General features: G+C 62.5%; 11 protein-coding genes and 3 pseudogenes. 7 read left to right on the forward strand and 7 right to left on the reverse strand.

The genetic code is table 11. The features are described from left to right. The first annotated feature begins 123 nt into the window (after positions 1 to 123). Positions 124 to 1,332 (forward strand): exonuclease domain-containing protein, encoded by a 1,209-nt coding sequence (locus MTAB308_RS19210; RefSeq protein ID WP_066916364.1) that lies wholly within the window; start codon positions 124 to 126, stop codon positions 1,330 to 1,332. A 4-nt stretch (positions 1,333 to 1,336) separates the two neighbouring features. On the opposite strand, the gene MTAB308_RS19215 is transcribed toward MTAB308_RS19210, so the two are convergent. The 6 genes and pseudogenes from MTAB308_RS19215 to MTAB308_RS19240 form a co-directional block, all read right to left on the reverse strand. Then, on the reverse strand, positions 1,337 to 2,560 hold the full coding sequence (locus tag MTAB308_RS19215) for an IS110 family RNA-guided transposase (protein ID WP_077101301.1): 1,224 nt from the start codon (positions 2,558 to 2,560) through the stop codon (positions 1,337 to 1,339). Between the two features lie 366 nt (positions 2,561 to 2,926). Beyond that, complete coding sequence (locus MTAB308_RS19220) at positions 2,927 to 3,472, reverse strand: hypothetical protein (RefSeq protein ID WP_066916289.1); 546 nt, start codon at positions 3,470 to 3,472, stop codon at positions 2,927 to 2,929. 34 nt (positions 3,473 to 3,506) lie between these two features. Continuing rightward, complete coding sequence (locus MTAB308_RS19225) at positions 3,507 to 3,881, reverse strand: DUF3060 domain-containing protein (RefSeq protein WP_066916288.1); 375 nt, start codon at positions 3,879 to 3,881, stop codon at positions 3,507 to 3,509. An 823-nt stretch (positions 3,882 to 4,704) separates the two neighbouring features. Continuing rightward, positions 4,705 to 6,300 carry a 3'-5' exonuclease gene (locus tag MTAB308_RS19230; protein WP_157900971.1) on the reverse strand — a complete coding sequence of 532 codons (1,596 nt, stop codon included), beginning with the start codon at positions 6,298 to 6,300 and terminating at the stop codon, positions 4,705 to 4,707. A gap of 157 nt (positions 6,301 to 6,457) precedes the next feature. Next, on the reverse strand, positions 6,458 to 7,000 hold the full coding sequence (locus MTAB308_RS19235) for a DUF4352 domain-containing protein (protein ID WP_083746588.1): 543 nt from the start codon (positions 6,998 to 7,000) through the stop codon (positions 6,458 to 6,460). A gap of 362 nt (positions 7,001 to 7,362) precedes the next feature. Then, positions 7,363 to 7,758, reverse strand: a pseudogene (locus tag MTAB308_RS19240) (IS30 family transposase); the annotation flags it as partial. Between the two features lie 75 nt (positions 7,759 to 7,833). Here MTAB308_RS19240 and MTAB308_RS19245 point away from each other — a divergent pair. The 3 genes and pseudogenes from MTAB308_RS19245 to MTAB308_RS19255 form a co-directional block, all read left to right on the forward strand. Further along, a pseudogene (locus MTAB308_RS19245) lies at positions 7,834 to 8,658 on the forward strand (IS256 family transposase); the annotation flags it as partial. 236 nt (positions 8,659 to 8,894) lie between these two features. Continuing rightward, positions 8,895 to 10,118, forward strand: a complete 1,224-nt coding sequence (locus MTAB308_RS19250) for an IS110 family RNA-guided transposase (protein WP_077101307.1) — start codon at positions 8,895 to 8,897, stop codon at positions 10,116 to 10,118. 81 nt (positions 10,119 to 10,199) lie between these two features. Further along, positions 10,200 to 10,679, forward strand: a pseudogene (locus tag MTAB308_RS19255) (transposase); the annotation flags it as partial. A 47-nt stretch (positions 10,680 to 10,726) separates the two neighbouring features. Here MTAB308_RS19255 and MTAB308_RS19260 read toward each other — a convergent pair. Then, on the reverse strand, positions 10,727 to 11,260 hold the full coding sequence (locus MTAB308_RS19260) for a hypothetical protein (protein WP_066916280.1): 534 nt from the start codon (positions 11,258 to 11,260) through the stop codon (positions 10,727 to 10,729). A 991-nt stretch (positions 11,261 to 12,251) separates the two neighbouring features. On the opposite strand from MTAB308_RS19260, the gene MTAB308_RS19265 reads away from it, so the two are divergent. The 3 genes from MTAB308_RS19265 to MTAB308_RS19275 all read left to right on the forward strand — a co-directional run bounded on the left by MTAB308_RS19265 (position 12,252) and on the right by MTAB308_RS19275 (position 17,364). Continuing rightward, entirely contained in the window at positions 12,252 to 13,298 is a 1,047-nt protein-coding gene (locus MTAB308_RS19265) for a PPE family protein (RefSeq protein ID WP_173842207.1), read from the forward strand. An 842-nt stretch (positions 13,299 to 14,140) separates the two neighbouring features. Continuing rightward, complete coding sequence (locus tag MTAB308_RS19270; RefSeq protein WP_066916276.1) at positions 14,141 to 15,202, forward strand: PPE family protein; 1,062 nt, start codon at positions 14,141 to 14,143, stop codon at positions 15,200 to 15,202. A 1,646-nt stretch (positions 15,203 to 16,848) separates the two neighbouring features. Further along, positions 16,849 to 17,364: a MarR family winged helix-turn-helix transcriptional regulator gene (locus MTAB308_RS19275; RefSeq protein WP_066916274.1), complete on the forward strand. Its 516-nt coding sequence runs from the start codon at positions 16,849 to 16,851 to the stop codon at positions 17,362 to 17,364. Positions 17,365 to 17,956: the final 592 nt, after the last annotated feature.

The raw sequence follows: 17,956 nt of genomic DNA on the forward strand, positions 1-17,956 counted from the left end.
GGTCGGCTGAGATTTGCGCACTAAGTCGCAGCCGCACAAAGGAATCTTTCCCGAACGCCGGAATTCCGGCAAAACCCCGCTTACGCTGCGGAAGACAGGTCGCCGTGAGTAAGAGGAGTGGACGTGGCCGGCTTCGCAGTCCTCGATTTTGAGACCACCGGATTGGCAGCCAATCAGAGCGACCGCGTGGTTGAAGTGGGCATCGTATTGCTCTCGTCGCACGGTGACACCGAAGACGAGTGGTCTACTTTGCTGAATCCTGGTCGCGACGTTGGCCCTACTGAGATCCATGGGATTTGTGCCGCCGACGTGCTGGCCGCGCCCACTTTCTCTGCAATCGTTCCGAGGCTGTTGAGGTGCCTTCGCGGGCGAATTGTCGTCAGCCACAACATCGCTTTCGACCTGCGCTTCCTCGGTGCGGAGTTGCGGCGTGCCGGCGTTGCGCTCGACAACCCCTGGCTGACGGGGCTCTGCACCATGAAGTGGGCTGGTCGGCTGCTTCCGGCGGCGTCCCGAAAGCTACGGGATTGCTGCGATGCCGCTGGCGTCCTCCTCACGGATGCGCATTCCGCGCTCGCAGATGCCCGGGCCGTGGCAGGTCTGCTGAAGCACCTTCTGGAACGCGGCGGCGTTCCACCGCCTTGGGCGAGCGAGATCTCCGGTGCAGAGGAGTTCCGGTGGCCAGACGTCGCCGGTCCGGAGGTGCGGCTAGTAGTGCGCGGAACTTCCCGTCAGCGGCGGCCGGCGGGATGGCTTGATCGCATCGTGGCACGAATGCCTCGACACGAGGATATCCGGGTCGAGTCGTATCTCGAGATCCTTGAGTCCGCCCTGCTCGATCGCTACCTGTCGCTCCACGAGGAGGAGGCACTCGTGGTGACGGCTGAGGAGCTCGGCCTGTCACGCCAGCTGTTGGACGAAATCCATTGTGAATACCTGCGATCGATGGCGAGGGTAGCGCTTGCCGATGGGTTGGTCACAGACGACGAGCGCGCTGAATTGCTTCAGGTTGCCGAACTCTGCGGATTGGGTCCCAGCCACGTTGAGACCGCGCTGGCATTGGCGCCCGTACGTCAAGCAAGGGCTGAGTACGCGTTGGCCCGGGGTGACGTTGTGTGCCTCACCGGAGCAATGCGCCGAGCGCGATCCGAATGGGAGACAGAGCTCGCACGGCGCGGCATCGCGACTGGGGCGCTCACCCGTAGGACGCGCATTCTGGTCGCCGCCGATCCCGATTCGGTCAGCGGCAAGGCCAATAAGGCGCGCGAATACGGTATTCCGATCATCACCGAGGACGCCCTCACCCGCCTGCTAGACATCCCAGGTCCGTAATTTGTCAAGCGGCGTTGGTGGTGGGGGTGTTGTGGCGGGGTGACCACGCTAGCTGTTCGTTGTATGTGGTGTGGTGGCGTAGGCAGCCGTGGAGGATTCCGACGAGGCGGTTGCCGACGGCGCGGAGGGCTTGGTGGTGGAGGTCTTCGGCAGCGCGGTGCTGGTCGTAGTAGGCGCGTGCGCCTGGGCTGCGGGTGATCGCGCAGAACGCCCATTGGTCGATAGCGTCGTAGAGCCGGCGGTTGCGGACGTGGCGGGCCAGCACGGCGCGTTTTTTGCCCGACGCGACTGTCAGCGGGGAGGTTCCAGCGTAGTTTTTGCGAGACTTGGCGGTGGTGTAGCGAGTGGGGTCGTCCCCGAACTCACCGAGCACCCGGGCGCCGAGCACAACACCAAGTCCTGGCAGGGAGCGGTAGATGTCGGCGTCCGGGTGTGTCTCAAAATGTGTCGACAGTTCGGCTTCCAGATCGCTGATCTGGTGGTTGAGCTCGATGATGATGCTGACTGTGGCGCGGGTGGTCGCCGCGAACGCGGCGCTGACAGAGGCAGCAGTGGTGAGTTGCTCGCTACGCAGAATTTCCTGGATTTGTAGTGCTCGGGTATCGAGGTTTCGTTGGCGCCCAGCGGCTTTGAGCGCTGACCGGATCTTGGCCACGCTCAAGCGAGCGCCCTCGGCCGGGGTCGCGGCGCGGCCGAGTACAGCCAGTGCGTCGCGGTCGGCCAGGTCGTCGAAGGCGTCCAGCGCGGCCGGGTAGTACTCGCGCAGTGCCGATCGCAGCGCGTTGGTGTGCCGGTTGCGGGTCCAGATCAGGTTCTGGTGCCCACGCGCGAGCACCTTGATCGCCTCGGCGTCGGCGCTGTCCCCAGCGATCGGGCGATGATTGTGGCGGTCGGTGCGCACCAGCTCGGCCAGCAGTTTGGCATCGCCGGCATCGGATTTAGCTCCGGAGACATGGTGGCGGTCGCGGTAGCGAGCGACCGCCAGCGGGTTGACCGCATACACCTGGTAACCGGCCGCGACCAGCGCGTTGACCCATAAACCTCGATCGGTTTCGATGCCGATCACGACCTGTCGGGGGTCTTGGGCGTGGGTGGCCACGATGTCGTGCAATCCGCGGATGCCGGGGAGCCCTTCTGGCAGCCGGCGCGAGGCCAGCCGGGTGCCGTTGTCGTCCATCACGTGGATGTCGTGATGATCTTCGGCCCAATCGTCGCCGACGAAGATCATCGATCACCTCCTCTGCCGAAACGGGTGGAACCTGTTCGAGCCCAAGGCAACCCGGCGGCGACCTAATGGATCAGTGCTCGAATCGGCACGACACCCCATCAGCGCTATGGGAAGCCTCACCAACCGGCCGGGGCACGGTCTAGCCGTAGGAATCGAACATCACTCCAGGGCGCGGAAGTGCTCACCGACCGGCGGCTCGGCGACCAGCGTCCCGCTACCGGATCACTATCCGTTCGAGGCTCGCCGATCAACTCCCATTAGGACGCGAGGGTTCATCGATGTCTGCTTCCGGCGCATCGGGATGACGGTGACGCGCTCTATGGACAAGCTGTTGCGTGCCCCGCCGCGGGACACGTGGCGCCCAGGTCAAAGGTTCCACTGGGCGAGGTGATAGCCCGTCTTCTTGTCCAGCAGGACGACGGTGGAGACCGGGTCGCGGTAGGCGTCCCAATAGACTTCGCCGCGCACGATCGCGCCGCTGGGCGCGTTGACGAGCACGTTGTCCAGCGCGTCGGGCGCGTCGCTGGCACGCGGTTTGTAGGCGTCGGCGAATGGGGTAACGCCGTCGAAGCTGAAGTCGGTCGCCATGATGTGCGGGTTGGGCACCCGGATCGCGTGGATCGTCACGTCGGCGCGGTTAGGGGTGCTGCCGGGGAAGCTTTTGATCGGCACGCCGCTGCGGGTGTAGCCGAATCCGGGGGGCGGGTCGCAGGGGGTCACACTGCTGACGGTGACGTCGGCGATGTAGGTGCCGGTGTCCACCCGCAGGGTGTCACCGATGTGGCCGATCGGCGCGTCGCCCGCCCACGCGCGCGGTGCGGATACCACGCCGACGCCCGCGGCGGCGACGAGAAAGCCGGCCAGGGCGAGTGCGGCCAGTTTGGACGGGCTGTCCGTAAAGTGATCGCGCATTGATCCTCGACTCCCCTCGGGTCGTTGCGGCGCCTCAGCCCGCTTGCTGGAGCCGGTTGGTCATGCCCAATTCGCGGCCGCGGTCCCAGAGGACCGGGTCGCCGCTGTGATAGAACACCGTCTGGTCGTAGCCGTACACGGTGATGTCGTGGGTGACCGAGTCGGCGACAACGGTGTTGCCCGATCCCATGACGGTCACGGCCCAGCAGTTGCCCTTCGCGGTGATGACGTTCGCGGTGCCATTGACGATCAGCGTGGCGTCGTTGCAGTCGAGCGTCTGTTCCACGCCCTGCCCGGTGATGTGCGTGTCGCCATTCTTCGCCTGTGCAGCCGGCGACTCGGCGGCGGTCGAGGCGGCGATGATGATGGCACAGGTGACCAGCGGCGCCGCGACGGTTGTCCAGTTCACTACGGGCCCCTTTCGAGACGGGTCGATCTGCTCGAATGAGCCTACGTGCATTCTCACTTTCTGTGTATGGGGTAAAGCACGCCCGTCGGAGAATTCTCAATATTCAAACAAATCACTGAGAAACCACCGGTTGGTCAAGTGCGAAATATGTTCTGCGGCAGCAGATGCCGTCGCTCAACCCTGCTTGTGGCGGCCGCTGCGTAAACTATTTGCACTTTGCAGCATCTGTGGATTAAGCGGGATGGGCGCATGAGGGAGCGTTGGCGGCTCCGACGGCAGCCGCCGGGGTTGGGCGGCCGGATTTGCCCCGAGCGCGAAAGATATTCTGCGGCATCAGATGCCGGGGCTAACATTGCCCGCCGCGGCCCAGGAGGCCAATTGTTTGCATTTTGCAGCATCTCGGGGTTAAGGCGCAATCTCGTCCGGATCTGTGACCGCGACGAGTGCAAAGGTAAGGGTATGACGATCAACCCCCTCGCCTCCGGCATGGCCGCGGCCGGAGCCTGCGGAATCCGGTTGCCGCCTATGGTCTGATCGGCGCTGCGGCCGCTTATCCGCTGTCGCGGCGACGGCTGGGCATCGATGGACGAGAAGCCCCTAACGCTGGCCTTGGCCTGCACCGTCGTGGCCTTGGCGGCGAGCATGCCGAGCAGCCGGGCGCGCCGCCTGGTGCCCGCCGGTTGGGTCATGCGCGCAATCTATGACGCCGCATTCACCCACGACGCGAACGTCACCAGGCTGCCGGGATGGTATCCGCCATTTCGCGCGGGCGTAGACGTCGCAATGGGTGCGCGGCTCGCCCTGACGAACCTTCGTAGGTGCCTCACCCACCGACATCTCCCGCAAGTTCTGACCTTCGCCAGACGGGTCGCCAGTAGGCGTCAGCCTCGATCTCGCGTTGGCGACGCCTAGCGGCGAACTCATCTAATTCCCGCTGGCGCTCGCAGGCCTTTATCTCCGCGTCACGTATCGCTTCATCGAGCCGAGCTGATGCGTGCGCAGGTGTCAGGATCGGGATGCTCAGTTTGCGGGCGGACGAATGCCGAGAATCGTCCGCCTCGGGTGTGGTTGTGGCAAGCCATTGAACGGTTTTCGTGACGTTCACGGCGAGCTTGGCCCCATAAGCTTCCGCGCGTTCACGCAGCGCGACGACCTCGGGGTCCTCGCCGGCAATTGCCACTCGAAGCCCGCGGAGGTACCGCGCCTCGGGTGACGGTTCGGGCTCGGAGCATGCGGCAATGACCGAATTAACTTCCGATGCGAGATCCGTGAGCCCCAGCGCCTCGGCCACTAGGTACATTTCTCGGCGTCGCAGCGGTGTCAAAGCGGCCCACGGCCCATCCTTCTCATCGGCGAAGGTGGCGTCCCAGGCCTGGCGATGAATCTGCCGAAGCCGGGTGCCCGTCACGCCGGTCGCGATGGCCAGTCGAGTCAAATCGGAGGCCTCTTGCATCGTGAGCCGACCGTCGTGGACCGAGTCGTCGAGCAGCCGCCGGTACCTCTGGATTGCGCGCGGGTCACCTCTGCGGGTTCTCGTTGACTGGGGAAACGATGCCAGCAACTCTGCCATTGAGGCGCGCACGAGCGGTACGGGGCGGCAGCTGATCTGGCAGGTATCGAGCACCGGCGAAGGCGCACCGTAGCGCGGTGCCTGCGTGAAGTAGAGAGGAGACGGCGCTCGGTGCAGGAGCCACAGCAGAACCTCTTTCGCCGCGCGTGCGTCACCCAATGCTGTGTGCCTGTCATGTGCCCACTCGCCAGTCGCCGTCTTGTACATCGCTGGCAAGCTGAAAGCACGGCCGTCGAGGTGGCGCCGACACGTCTCCAACGTGCAGACGCCGACGACGTCCGGCGGTGGGATTCCGGCTCGCCACGCGGCAATTGACAAAAAGCCTTCCTCGAAGGCGAAGTTGTGGGCGACGAGCACGGTCCCGGAAATGAAGGAGAACGTCTCCCGGAGCACGTCTTCGATGCGCGGCGCGCCGGCGAGATCGCTGTCGAGGATACGGTGAACGCCGATTGCTTCCCGGCTCGAGCCCGGATTGTTCACCAACGTGGCGAACTCGTCGATTGTTCGTCCGTCGGCCGAGAACTTGACGAGTCCGATCTCAACGATGCGGTCAATGTCGGGATCAAGCCCGGTCGTTTCCAGATCTACAACGGTGAAGGTCGCCTGTGCCGCCGGGTATGCAGTGACGCTGCGAGTGAGACGTGCGCAGGGAATTCTTGGGTGACGACGACGCGGCTGGACGCCGAGAGGCGCCCGCCTTTCTGCGACGTCGGTTGTCGAGTTCGACGCGCTGGGGCCAGATTTGGGGACGACCCAACCGACGACTGCCACGGTTAGGAACGCAAGCCACGACAGTTCGAACACCCACCCGACGACTGATCGCGCGGTGGATGGGTTGCCAGCGCCCATGTGGACGGCAATGTACGTGCCACACCACCACGGCCATGCCGACGCGCAGATCGCCGACGCCAAAAGCAAGATGACTGTGCCGCCGCGTCCAGAGGAAGACGAACTGTGCCTTCGTCGCGATGTGCTCGGTGACACGCACGGCTCCTGCATCTGGTGATCAATCTCCGAAGCCCCAAGAATCCGCCGAACGCCGTTGCGCGCGAATCTCGGTCTCGCTAATTTGTCGTGGAAATGCGACGCCGACGCCCGGCGATGCGGCCGAGGCATGCAACTCCAGCGCACCCCACCGGGGTGTGTCTGCCGGCACGTCGAACGACAACACCACCGACACGCGCGCACCGGGGAAGACGGTGACCCCGCCGGCCAGCGCTGTCGATAATGCCGCACCGTTATCGACGTGGAAGACGACGCCTTCGACCTTGAGCTTTTGATCGGCCGCCGAAAACACCTTCGGTTCTGTGCCGGTGTTTGTCATTGTCAGGTGGGCATTGACGAAAGCACGCTTCGCGGTGGCCTGCTCGGACCGATCGACGAAGGTCAAGAGGAACACAAAGTCATCGTCGATGGCCAGCTGTCCCAGGCGAACCAGATGAAATCTCGCTTGCCGGGCGCGAAGTGGATCCGTCACCGCCGGTGCGAGCGCGTTGCCAACATGTCGGAAACAACGGCAACCGTTGATGCCGCGGCAGCGCGCAGCCATTCAAACCTACGCCGAGGCCGCTGTCTGCGGACAGCTGGCATCCAGGCGCTACAGGCCAACAAGCCGGACGTCATATACGTATCCTCATGCGGAATCCTGGTAATCAGTGGGGGCGTCGGTATAACGCGTGAACATTACCTAGCCAGATGCGGCCAACGAGAACGTTATTACATTTTGCAAAGAATTCTACAAGTGGAATCTCTTGCGCTGGGGCTTCAAACATGCACTGCGGCAACAGGTATCGGTCGCGCCGCGTGCGATCCCACCTACCGCAAATGTTTTCATTTGCAGCGCTGAGGAAGTGCCCGGGTACCGGTCGTTTCGTTGAACCTGTACTGCTGCAGGCCGTTACTCGGGCGGTTTCAAGGTTTGCTTGCAACAGTGGCTTCTGACGCGGTTGACAGTAGCCGATCGAGGACTTTGGCGGGGCTGTCCCAGTCGAAGCGTTTCCGGGGCCGGTTGTTGAGCTCGATGGCAACCTCGTCAAGATGGGCAGCCGAGTGCACCGAAAGGTCAGTGCCCTTTGGAAAGTATTGCCGCAGAGGGCCGTTTGTGTTTTCGTTACTGCCGCGCTGCCACGGCGAATGTGGGTCACAGAAGTAGATATCGATCCCGGCGGCGATGCTGATACGGGCGTGGGCCGCCATTTCGTGGCCCTGATCCCAGGTCAGCGTTTTCCACAGATTCTGAGGAAGGGCTTGGATCTTGGCGATCATGGCTTCGGCGACCACGTCGGCCTCGCGGCTAGCGGGCAGGTGCAGCAGCTGGGGACTGTGGAAATAACGGTGTTTCCGGCACTGACACGCTGAGCGATGCTCGGCGAGAAAGGTGCCGTGATGACGACACTGGAAGATGTGGCGAAGAAGAAGGCGGCTGAGCAGTCCGCAGAGCAGAAGGCCGCGGTCGAGCTGGTCCGACTGGCCCAAGAACAGGGCCTGTCGCTGACCGGGCCCGATGGGCTGCTCAAGCAGTTGACCAAGACGGTGCTCGAAACCGCGCTCAACGAGGAGATGACCGAGCACCTGGGCTATGAGAAACACGACCCGCCCGAGGCGGGCTCGGGCAACATCCGCAACGGCACCCGCACCAAGACGGTGCTGACCGACACCACTGGCCCGGTCGAACTCGATGTGCCGCGCGATCGGGCATCGACGTTCGAGCCCCAGATTGTCAAGAAGCGCCAACGCCGACTGTCTGGGGTGGACGAGGTGGTCTTGTCGTTGTACGCCAAAGGTCTTACTACCGGGGAGATTTCAGCGCATTTCGCCGAAATTTACGGGGCGTCGGTCTCCAAGGAGACGATCAGCCGCATCACCGACAAGGTGATCGAGGAGATGAATGATTGGTCGGTGCGGCCCCTGGATGAAACCTACGCAGCCATCTTCATCGACGCGATCGTGGTCAAGGTCCGCGACGGCCAGGTCGCCAACCGCCCGTTCTACGCCGCCATCGGGGTCACTTTGGCCGGGGAACGCGACATCCTCGGCTTGTGGGCCGGCACCGGTGGGGAGGGTGCGAAGTTCTGGATGAGCGTGCTGACCGATCTACGCAATCGCGGGTGTCGTGACGCGTTGTTCGTCTGTTGTGACGGGCTGACCGGGCTGCCCGAATCCATTGCCGCGATCTGGCCACAGGCCATCGTTCAAACCTCATCTATCGACAATGGGTGGGCCGGGATGGTCTCGGCGTTCACCTGCACCACCACGGGCAGGACCTATGCAAACGCGTCACCTTCGAGGTCCACATGCAGACCCGTCCGCCCGTGGTGGCTGCGGGGCTCGGACCGGCCAGCGAGAGCAGCACCACCGGTATCAGCGGTGAGTGCCGAGATGAGGTTCCGGGCGGGCCTCGCAATTGCAGCGTGAACCTTCAAGGTCGAAGGGATCTGACTGCAATGAATCAGGATAGTCCGAGCGATTTACACGCCAGGTTTTGGTGCGGCATCGACTGGGGCGGACGTTTCCATCACGTCTGTGTCCTGGATGACGATGGTCAGCAGCTGCTCAGCCGCAGAATCGCGCATACCGTCGAGGGTCTGAGCGCTCTTGTCGCGATGATCGCGGCGCTGCCCGGTTCGGTGCGCATCGCGATCGAACGCGCAGAGGGATTGCTCGTCGAACACCTTCAACTTCATTGCGACGTCGAAATCTATTGTGTATCACCAAAAATCTCGGCGCGGGCGCGCGAACGGTATCGGATGGCGGCGGCGAAGTCCGATGAGTTCGATGCCTATGTTCTGGCTGACACGTTGCGTCATCAGCATGCCCAGTGGCGGCCGCTGGTCATGCCGTCGCCGGTGTTGGCGGAGCTGATCGCGGTGAGCCGGGATCGTCAACGGATCCTGGACTTGCAGGTGGACACCGAGAATCGGTTGCGCGCCATCTTGGAGTCCTACCACCCCGCGCCGTTGCACCTGTTTTCCTCACTGGACCGCGACATCACTTTGGCGTTCATCCGGACCTACCCCACCCCGGCACAGGCGAGCAGAATCAGTGCGGCACGGATGGGCGCATTCACGAGCCGTCACGGCTACAGCGGTCGCCAGAAGGCCGAGTCGCTCGTTGACCGGATGCATCCGCACTTGCTCTCGGCAAGTGACGGCACGGTCGCCGGAAAAGCACTGGCGGCCAAAGCATTCACAGAACAACTCACCCTACTCAATGCCCATCTGCGCATCCATGACAAGCGCCTAGATGAACTGCTCGCCGCTCACCCAGACACCCCGATCTTCACGAGTTTCCCCGGTATCGGACCCGTCATCGCAGCAGTGTTGATCTCCGAGATGGGCGAAGCCAGACAACGCTTCCCCTCACCGCCGTCGCTGCTAGCCGACTCCGGGCTGGCTCCGGTCACCAAGGCATCCGGGCGCACTCGCCAGGTGAGGTTCCGCTACGCCGCCAACCGGCGGATGCGACATGCCATCGACTGGTGGATGTTCGTCGCCGTCCGTGAAGATCCCTGGTCAGCTGACATTTACCAACGCGCACGCGCGGCCGGCCAGCCCCACCACCGCGCGTTGCGCGGTCTCGGCGCCCGCTGGGTGCGGATTCTGTGGCGCTGCTGGACTGACCACATCACCTACGATCCGGCCATTCATCACCGCATGACCGTGGCCTAACCAACCAAACGCTTTGCCATTCCGCGCCGTCGCAAACCTGGTCAGACGCGGCGGTCGAGCACGCCACGGACTGAAAGGTTGACAGTGGGAGTCTGCATCATCCACTTGCTGCGCAACACTTTTCGGCTCACCTCCCGTAAGTACTGGGATGAGATCAAGCGTGATGTCAAACCGATCTACACCGCAGTCAACGCTACCGCGGCCCGCAAGGCGTTCGACGAGCTGGCCGAGAAATGGGGGCAGCGCTACCCGGCGGTGATCCGCCTATGGGACAACGCCTGGGACGAGTTCATCCCGTTCCTGGATTATGACCTGGAGATCCGCCGCGTCATCTGTAGCACCAATGCGATCGAATCCCTCAACGCCCGCTACCGCCGCGCGATCAAGGCCCGCGGACACTTCCCCTCCGAGCAGGCCGCGCTCAAGTGCCTCTACCTGGTTACCAGATCACTGGACCCAACCGGTGCCGGCAGGGCACGATGGATGATGCGGTGGAAACCTGCCCTGAATGCGTTCGCGATCACCTTCGGCGACCGATTCCCGGCAGCCGAAACCTACTGATGAAAACCGCCGGAAACACCGTTAGCGAGATAGTCCCCTCGGCCACCCTACGAGAAAGTGGTCTGTGCGCAAGTGCTCGGTGAGGTGGTGTTGACGCCGGGGTAGACGACCTGGATGTGGGTGCAGACGATGACGTTGACATCGGTCTTGGGCTGGCCCGTCGACCAGTCGGCCGAGTCGATGCGCCCGGTTGTCTGGTACTTGTCGGGCGGACCTTCACCGAAGTACACGGTGGTGATCTCGTCGGAACCCAATGCCTTGTTGACTCGCTCGAACTGGCCGTTGGCGTGCGCGTCCAAATAGGCCATCCGGTTTGGTGATCGGGCTTCGGTGGTCTGGCGCGCCCACAGGCCGGGCGGGAAGCCGGTCGCACCGTCGGGGGTGCGCACATCGGCCCCGACGGTGAAGTCGCAGTGGCCGTCAGCTTTATAGCAATCGAGGAAGGCGTGGGTCTCCAGCTGGTTGGCGCCGTCCAAGGGAAACAGGGTGGTGGCGGTGTTGGTGGCCGCCAAGCACACGGGAGCGGGCGCAAATGTCAACGTCGATCCGACGACTGCAAACCCCGCAATGAGCCGCTTCACCCTGACTCCTTCCCGCTTCATCGACAAAATAACCTCGACTACGTACCTGACTATCGTCTATGGCGGACGTCATCTGGATACCAGACGGAAGAAGGCGACCCCAATATATCGCACGATGTACGGCATCGGCATGGGCTGCGAATCTCGTTGAGTGGCAGCCCTTTCGGTCCTGAAGCACACATGAGCGCTACTCGCGGGTAGTTTCAGGTTGAAGTTTGCCAGCTGCTGCAAGGATTTGCTAAGCCGCTAAGTGCAGAACCTTGTCCAGTAATTATGTATGCCAAGGGCATTGCCAGTACTGGAAAGTCGCGAGCGGTTTCGTCAATTTCCTCGAAACAGCATCGTTCCTCGGCCGCCTCTTCGGTACTGTTCCACACACGTCAGATCATGGCTATCAGGTTTTTCTCGGAGGACTGCAGATGCGGCTAGTGCTTCACCTCTAATTTCGTTGCTCAACACCATGAAAGGGAGCCCGGACCGGTCGATGGTCGAGGCTCACCGGTGACTCGGAGGGAGTTACCGGTGCCGGCTGAGCATACCGGTGACTCGCGAGGGCTGCTGCTGGTCCAAAATTCCCTTTCCTTGCCGGCGGCAGACGGGCAGCTTTCCCGCGGGGCCCCACCCTCACGGGAAAGCTGCCCGTACATCAATTGCGGAGATGTCATCAACGTGAGCTTGGTGCGCATCATCGGTACTAGCGACGGACCATGTTGTCCGGGAGGGGGATTGAATGGAGCCGCGGCGCGGCGATCGGCAGCCACGCAGCTCGACGGGGTTTACCCCGCGAGGTTGGGGCGTGACGTTTCCGGCTGACGATTCAGGACCGTCGAGTGTGACCGCCAAGGCCTTGTCCAGCATCTGCTTTTCGATCGCGGCCCACTACGTGGCGGCGGCGCCGGTACTACAGCCCGGTCGGAGGGGGCCTGGCGCAGACGTGCTCTTGGATGCGCGGCCTGAATCGGCCGGCACGGCTGGGTAACAGACTGCAATGGTGAACTTGTCGGTTCTTCCGCCAGAGGTGAATTCCGCGCTGATCTACAGCGCTCCTGGCTGGGAAAAGCTGGGTGCCGCAGCGTCAGAGTGGGAGTGCTTCGCGACGGGATTCCATTTGATCGCGGTTTCGTTTAAGGCGACGTTCGCGGGACTGATTACAAACTGGCCCGGTCCGGCGGGGATTTGGATGGCAGGTGCAGCAGCGCATTACGCGTCGCGCATGACCGTGTTGGCGGCGCAGGCGGCCGGCGCCTGCGCCAACGCCAAGGCTGCCGAAAAGACCTCCAAGACGGTGTTCGGCATGGCGGTTCCGCCGCTAGTGATCGCGGCCAATCGGTCCTGGCTCGCGACGCTGGCAACGCACAATCTGCTGGGGCAGAACGCTCACGCGATTGCCGTCACAGAGGCTCACTACCTGGAAATGTGGGCTCAGGATGCGGTGACGATGAACGGGTACGTAACGGCGTTCCACAGTGAGGTCAAGACATCGTTATCGTCGAAGCCCGCGCTGGCGACCACGTACTCGACGACTTCAACCACCACTGCCGCCGATGACTGCCTGTCGGCGATCTTCGCCAGTAGGGTGACCGAAATACGTTGGGCCCTAGGCTCGCTGCTGGCAGAGGGGTGGCTGCTCGACAACGTCGGCCAGTTGCCCTCCGGGGGTGCCGCATCGCCGCGTTCGCCGGGCGGCGGGCCGAGCGATGCGGCCAGCGCTTCGGAGGGGTTGGCGATGTACCCCATCGGCATGTTGGTGCAGGCGGCACGGATGTCCCCGACCGGCGCAGCGGAGCTGAGCGCCAAAGGTAACGGGCTGTTCAACGGTTTTGGTCGGCTCGTCGACTACGTCTCTGGGTCGCGGGCGGAAAGGGGGAGCGACCAGCCGACGGCGTGGGTTGCGGACGTCTCCGCGCAGATGGCGCGGGCGCTCACGATGGGGGCGTTGTCGATACCGCCGGCGTGGTTGTCGGCAGCACCGGAGGTCGGCCACAGCCCATCGCAATTGCCTTGCGCTGTGGGCCGCGGAGCATTGACCGTCCTCTGAAAGTGCTGTTCAGCCAACGCTGATCGAACAGTTGGAGGCGCGGCGTGGGCTCCATCTCCTACATACGATGCCCGCCTAATTGACATCCGGGCTCCAATCGCTTGCCCGCATTCGCACGATGCCAACCACTTCCGGCCCAGTCCGCAAGAATCCATGTGTGCTGCAGGCTGTCAGCCGCGCCAACCCGCTCAGGCTACTGAACGGTAATTTCACCTTGAAACTCAACGGCTTGCGGGAGAGTTCGCTGCTCGACGGCGGATGTCGTTCTCGCATGATAATTCCAGATATCCACGTTTGCCGAGTGTGGGCACCGTCGGGCCGCTTGATCACTTCGGTCATCTGGGAATCAATTTTTTTGTGCGCCTTCGGTATCATACGACACGCGCCAACGGATGTTCGCCAGTCATCAGTGGGGGTTAGGTGAAGACACTGGTGTTGCTGCCCGTTGGTTCGTTGCGCAAGGCGCGGAACGAAGCTTCGTTGCCGTTGGCGCCTTCTCTCCGACCGGTGACGCAGGGGCGTTGCGGCTGGTTGGTATACCTTGCCCGTGCTGGCGGCAGTACCCGGCAGCTTTCCCGCGGTGCCGCGGCACGGCGGGAAAGCTGCCTAACAGCTGTGGTCGCGCGCCGGTTTGGGCTTGGGCATCCGGGGCTGGCTGACCCGGTATCAATGATTAGACGTGACAGGGATCGGATTGAACGAGCGCCTGACATTGCGATCGCGCGGTACGGATCGGGGGCTGGCACGTGATGCTCCAAGCTGGGCAGTCCGCTCGCCGCGATGTTTTGGTATCAGTGACCGAGTCTGTCAACGCGGTAGCGACTGCTTAGAAGTCGGGCGCCGTGAGTTTCTCGTTCTTTCCCCCGGAGTTCAACACGGAACTCGTCCATACCGCCCGCGGCTCGGGGCAGTTGAGTCTCGCCGCGTCCGCGTGGGATGTCCTGGCGGCGGGTTTGTGTTCGGCTGCCGGTTCCCTTGTGCCGGCGATCTCGGCATTGATCGCCAATTGGCCCGGGCCGTCGGTACTCGAGATCGCCGGTGCCATCGCCCAATACGCGTCGTGGCTCAACGCGACTGCCGCGCAGGTTGCGGACGTTGCCGCCAAGGCTGCGACCGCGGCGGATGCGTTGGAGACGGCGTTCGCGATGACGGTGCCACCGCCCGTGATTGAAGCTAATCGTGCATGGTTTAGGAAATTGGCAACAACGAATGTGTTAGGCCAGGATGCGTTAGCCGTAGCCGCAACGGAGGCGCACTATCTCGAGATGTGGGCCCAGGACGCGGCCACGTTGAATGGGTACATGACGGCGTGGCGCGATGCGGTCAGGATGTCGGCATACGGCAAGAGGGCAGCCGCGACGGATTCCACGGATGCGACGGCTGCAGGAACCGGCATGGCACCGCTTACGAATTCAAGCACTGAGAGGCGCTGGGCGCTAAGTTCGCTCACTGCACGCGAGGCCAAGCCGGGGCATTCCGGCCCGTCAGGCCCATCGGGCACCGCCCCGGACAGTGAGCGCGCCGCCGAGGCGGTCAGCACCGCCAGCGCGGCGGAGCGCTTGGCGATGTACCCGATCAGCACACTGGCGCAGGCGTCTCGGATCTGTGAGGCGGACGGTGCAGCGCTGAGCGGTACTCGCGATTCGCTCGTCAACCGTCGCGCTCAGCTCAAGGTTTGCGACGAACGCCTGCTAGTCGGCCGGGCGGACCGCCAGCAATACTCGTGGGGATCACCCGTCTCAGCACGGATGGCGCATGCCATGTCATTGGGCGGCCTATCGGTGCCGTCGACCTGGCCGGCGCCACCAGGGCTCCGCAATACCACCCAGGTTTTCGTCAACTTCCAGCGGCGGGCCCAGACATTGTCGTCCGACGGAGCACGAGGTAGTGGGCACTACCACTGAGGGCTGAGCGATCATTCTGCCGTCCAGACTGCCAGATGCCTGACCGTTCACGCGATTACGCGGCGGCAGGTCGACCCCGATCAGCGAGGCTGCAGCTCAAGGCCTTTCATGACGAGCCGCTGCCATCGGCGGCTACCCCAGCTGTAAGGTAGCGTGAGCCAGGTCTCACCAAAAGGTGTAAGCGAAGGACGGATTGGCGCCGCTCATTCTTGTGTTCAACCAACTGGTAGGTCAACGACGATGGTCCGACACAGCTGATGCTCAGAATTGTCTAATCTTGCACATTGGGTTGCAGATTGACGGCGAAGGCGATGGCATGGCCGCGAAGGTTGTCCACAGCTTGTTCCCCGGAGCCTAACGCCTCGGCGAATGCCGCCCGCCGGGGTGCCGACATTCGAAACATCGGCGGCCGCACCCGCGCTCAGGCGATGATGACCACCGGTCGCCCGGCCGAAGTACATTGGCTTGACACCCGTTAACTCCTGCCGCCCACTGGGCACGGCCAGCGCCACGTGAGGGTTAAGTCAGTTCGCGGTCGGCCTGGCAGCGTCAGCCTGTAAGGATGCCAGCAAATGTTGAAATAGCGTGTGCGCAGTTGTTCGACTTGCTGCTACAACGGTCGGCACGGTCAACCTGACTCTCCGGCGAGCTAACGAAAATCTGCATGTACCGCCGGACGTTGCAGCGATCAATGCTGTCAACGTCCCGTCCCGTGCCTCGTTGTCGTCGACGCCAAAGCTTAACGGCTAAGGGCCAGTACGGTTTTGACTCTAGATGCACGGAAACTAGCGCTGCTTTGTCCGTATCACAACAGATTTCACCTCACCATGAGCGTACCTGGGCTCTTAATCGTTTGGACTCGACAACCCAAACCGACGGGGCTGAAAGGAATTCCTTGATTTGCTGTCGCGCATACGTGAGTTTGAGCGCTCAATTGACGTGGCGGTCGGGAGGGCTGGGCTCAGGCCAGAGACCAAGTATCGCAATGTAATCCGTATGGGAGTGAAAACAGCGGTGTTCCGCAGATGTTCAATAGTGCCCGTATTGATCGGGGTACGTCGCCACGCCACCGGCTGAGCGAAAAGTCTTACCCCTCAGTAATTTTGCCGACAAGGGCGGGTGGGCCCATCTGATCCGCCGCGCTGACCATTGCCTCCGCAGGTCCCATAAACTGATCCGTAGGGGCGGTCATGTTTGCGGGCTCTGTCCGCAAGAACAGTGCCAGGGTGGCGCGTCGCGTTCTTACGCTAGCTAAATCCCTCGTATTACAGGTGCGACGCAAGCTACGAATTCCGACAATGCAGAAACGCACTAGATCGTGTTACACCACTGACGAGGTCAGCTAATTTTAGAATACCCCCTGTACTACTTGTGAGCTGCGAGTTATGCTGAGAAACACGAGGACGTGGCTATACGTAGAGCGTGTGGAACGCGTTCCAAAAATTGACCAACAAGTAATTTTCGCCTTGAACCAGATACTTCAAACTGACAGTTTTCTGGGCAGGGTCGGGGAGTCCTATGAGCAGTGCAAAATTGCCTCTTCTTCAGTCCCTGGCGTCCGCCCCAACGGTGGATACATGACAATCGTTGAGGCGGAAGTCGTTTCATCTACAGCGCGGCAATCTTCGTGGATACCGTCGCCCGCTGTGGAAGAGACGGGTCCTGAACCGCCAAGAATATGTCTGCCGGGACTCGACGATATAGAGCAGCGGTGCTGGCAGGCGTTCCTGGAATCGTCGGCGCTCCTGCTGGAAACGTTAGATCGCCAACTTGTAAAGATTCACAAGCTCAGGTTGTTCGACTTCCTCGTGCTCTCGATGCTCGCCCGGGCGAACGGCAGCGGTTCGGCTCGGATGGGCGATCTGGCGGAGGCTCTCGCGGTCGGGCCCAGCCGGATGACCCAGCAGATTCGCCGCCTAGAATCGGAGGGTCTCGTGCATCGCAGCCGCAGCACCAAAGACAAACGCGGAGTGATCGCGACGATCACCCGTGAGGGCCGCGCGCGGCTCCAGCCCGCGACCAGAACATATGCGAGACATGTTCGCGCGCATTACCTTGATCAGATGTCACGCCAGAAGATGATCGCCATGGGTGACAGCTGCCGGCGGATCAACCACCCGCTGAACAATTCCCAGGTAATGGACAGGTTTAAGCTCCTGTAGGCGGCGGTCCTCGACAAAGCGTGCCGGTCGATGAAATCCACATTCTGCGATACGGCCGTGGCAGATTTGAGGGGCTGCCCACGCCGCGAGACTGGCTCTTATCCAGAGCTAGCCGTGCCGCACCCGTGTTTCCACCGGATGTGCGGCAAGGCCCATCGGCTTGACGAGAATGGCCTGCGCGAAACGAGTTGCCTGCGGCGACAACTATTGTCCCGCCAGCTTTCACGCTGTGGCATTGCTAGCTGTTTCGGCTTCGGACGACGAAGGCGCCCATGAGAGATTACATCCTCGCGTTCCGACCAACCGGTAGGTTAGCGTCGACGATGGCAAGTAGGTCGCCTCGCAGTAAGTCCGCGTCATCGCGTCATGTCGCGGCGGCGGTTCGCAGTCGGCGCGGGTAGGTGCGGCTGTAGGGGAGGTAGGAAATGTTCGGGAGCAAGCGATCTTTGGCTCGAAGGATACCGCCACCGATTACGAGCGAGGACTTTCGTCTTTCCGCCAGCTAACGAAGATATGGCGCTTCTGTGTGCCTGGCCGCGACGAACGCTGGGCTTGACGAGGGTATCTCATATCCGCCTAGCTGAAATCTGCG

The organism is Mycobacterium terramassiliense (genome assembly GCF_900157385.1).
In the GTDB taxonomy this organism is placed as follows: Bacteria; Actinomycetota; Actinomycetes; order Mycobacteriales; family Mycobacteriaceae; genus Mycobacterium; species Mycobacterium terramassiliense.

Coding starts and splice junctions, on each gene's coding strand:
- MTAB308_RS19215 (WP_077101301.1), bottom strand. CDS start 2,560: ATGATCTTCGTCGGCGACGATTGGGCCGAAGATCATCACGACATCCAC.
- MTAB308_RS19220 (WP_066916289.1), bottom strand. CDS start 3,472: ATGCGCGATCACTTTACGGACAGCCCGTCCAAACTGGCCGCACTCGCC.
- MTAB308_RS19230 (WP_157900971.1), bottom strand. CDS start 6,300: ATGGGCGCTGGCAACCCATCCACCGCGCGATCAGTCGTCGGGTGGGTG.
- MTAB308_RS19235 (WP_083746588.1), bottom strand. CDS start 7,000: ATGGCTGCGCGCTGCCGCGGCATCAACGGTTGCCGTTGTTTCCGACAT.
- MTAB308_RS19250 (WP_077101307.1), top strand. CDS start 8,895: ATGAATCAGGATAGTCCGAGCGATTTACACGCCAGGTTTTGGTGCGGC.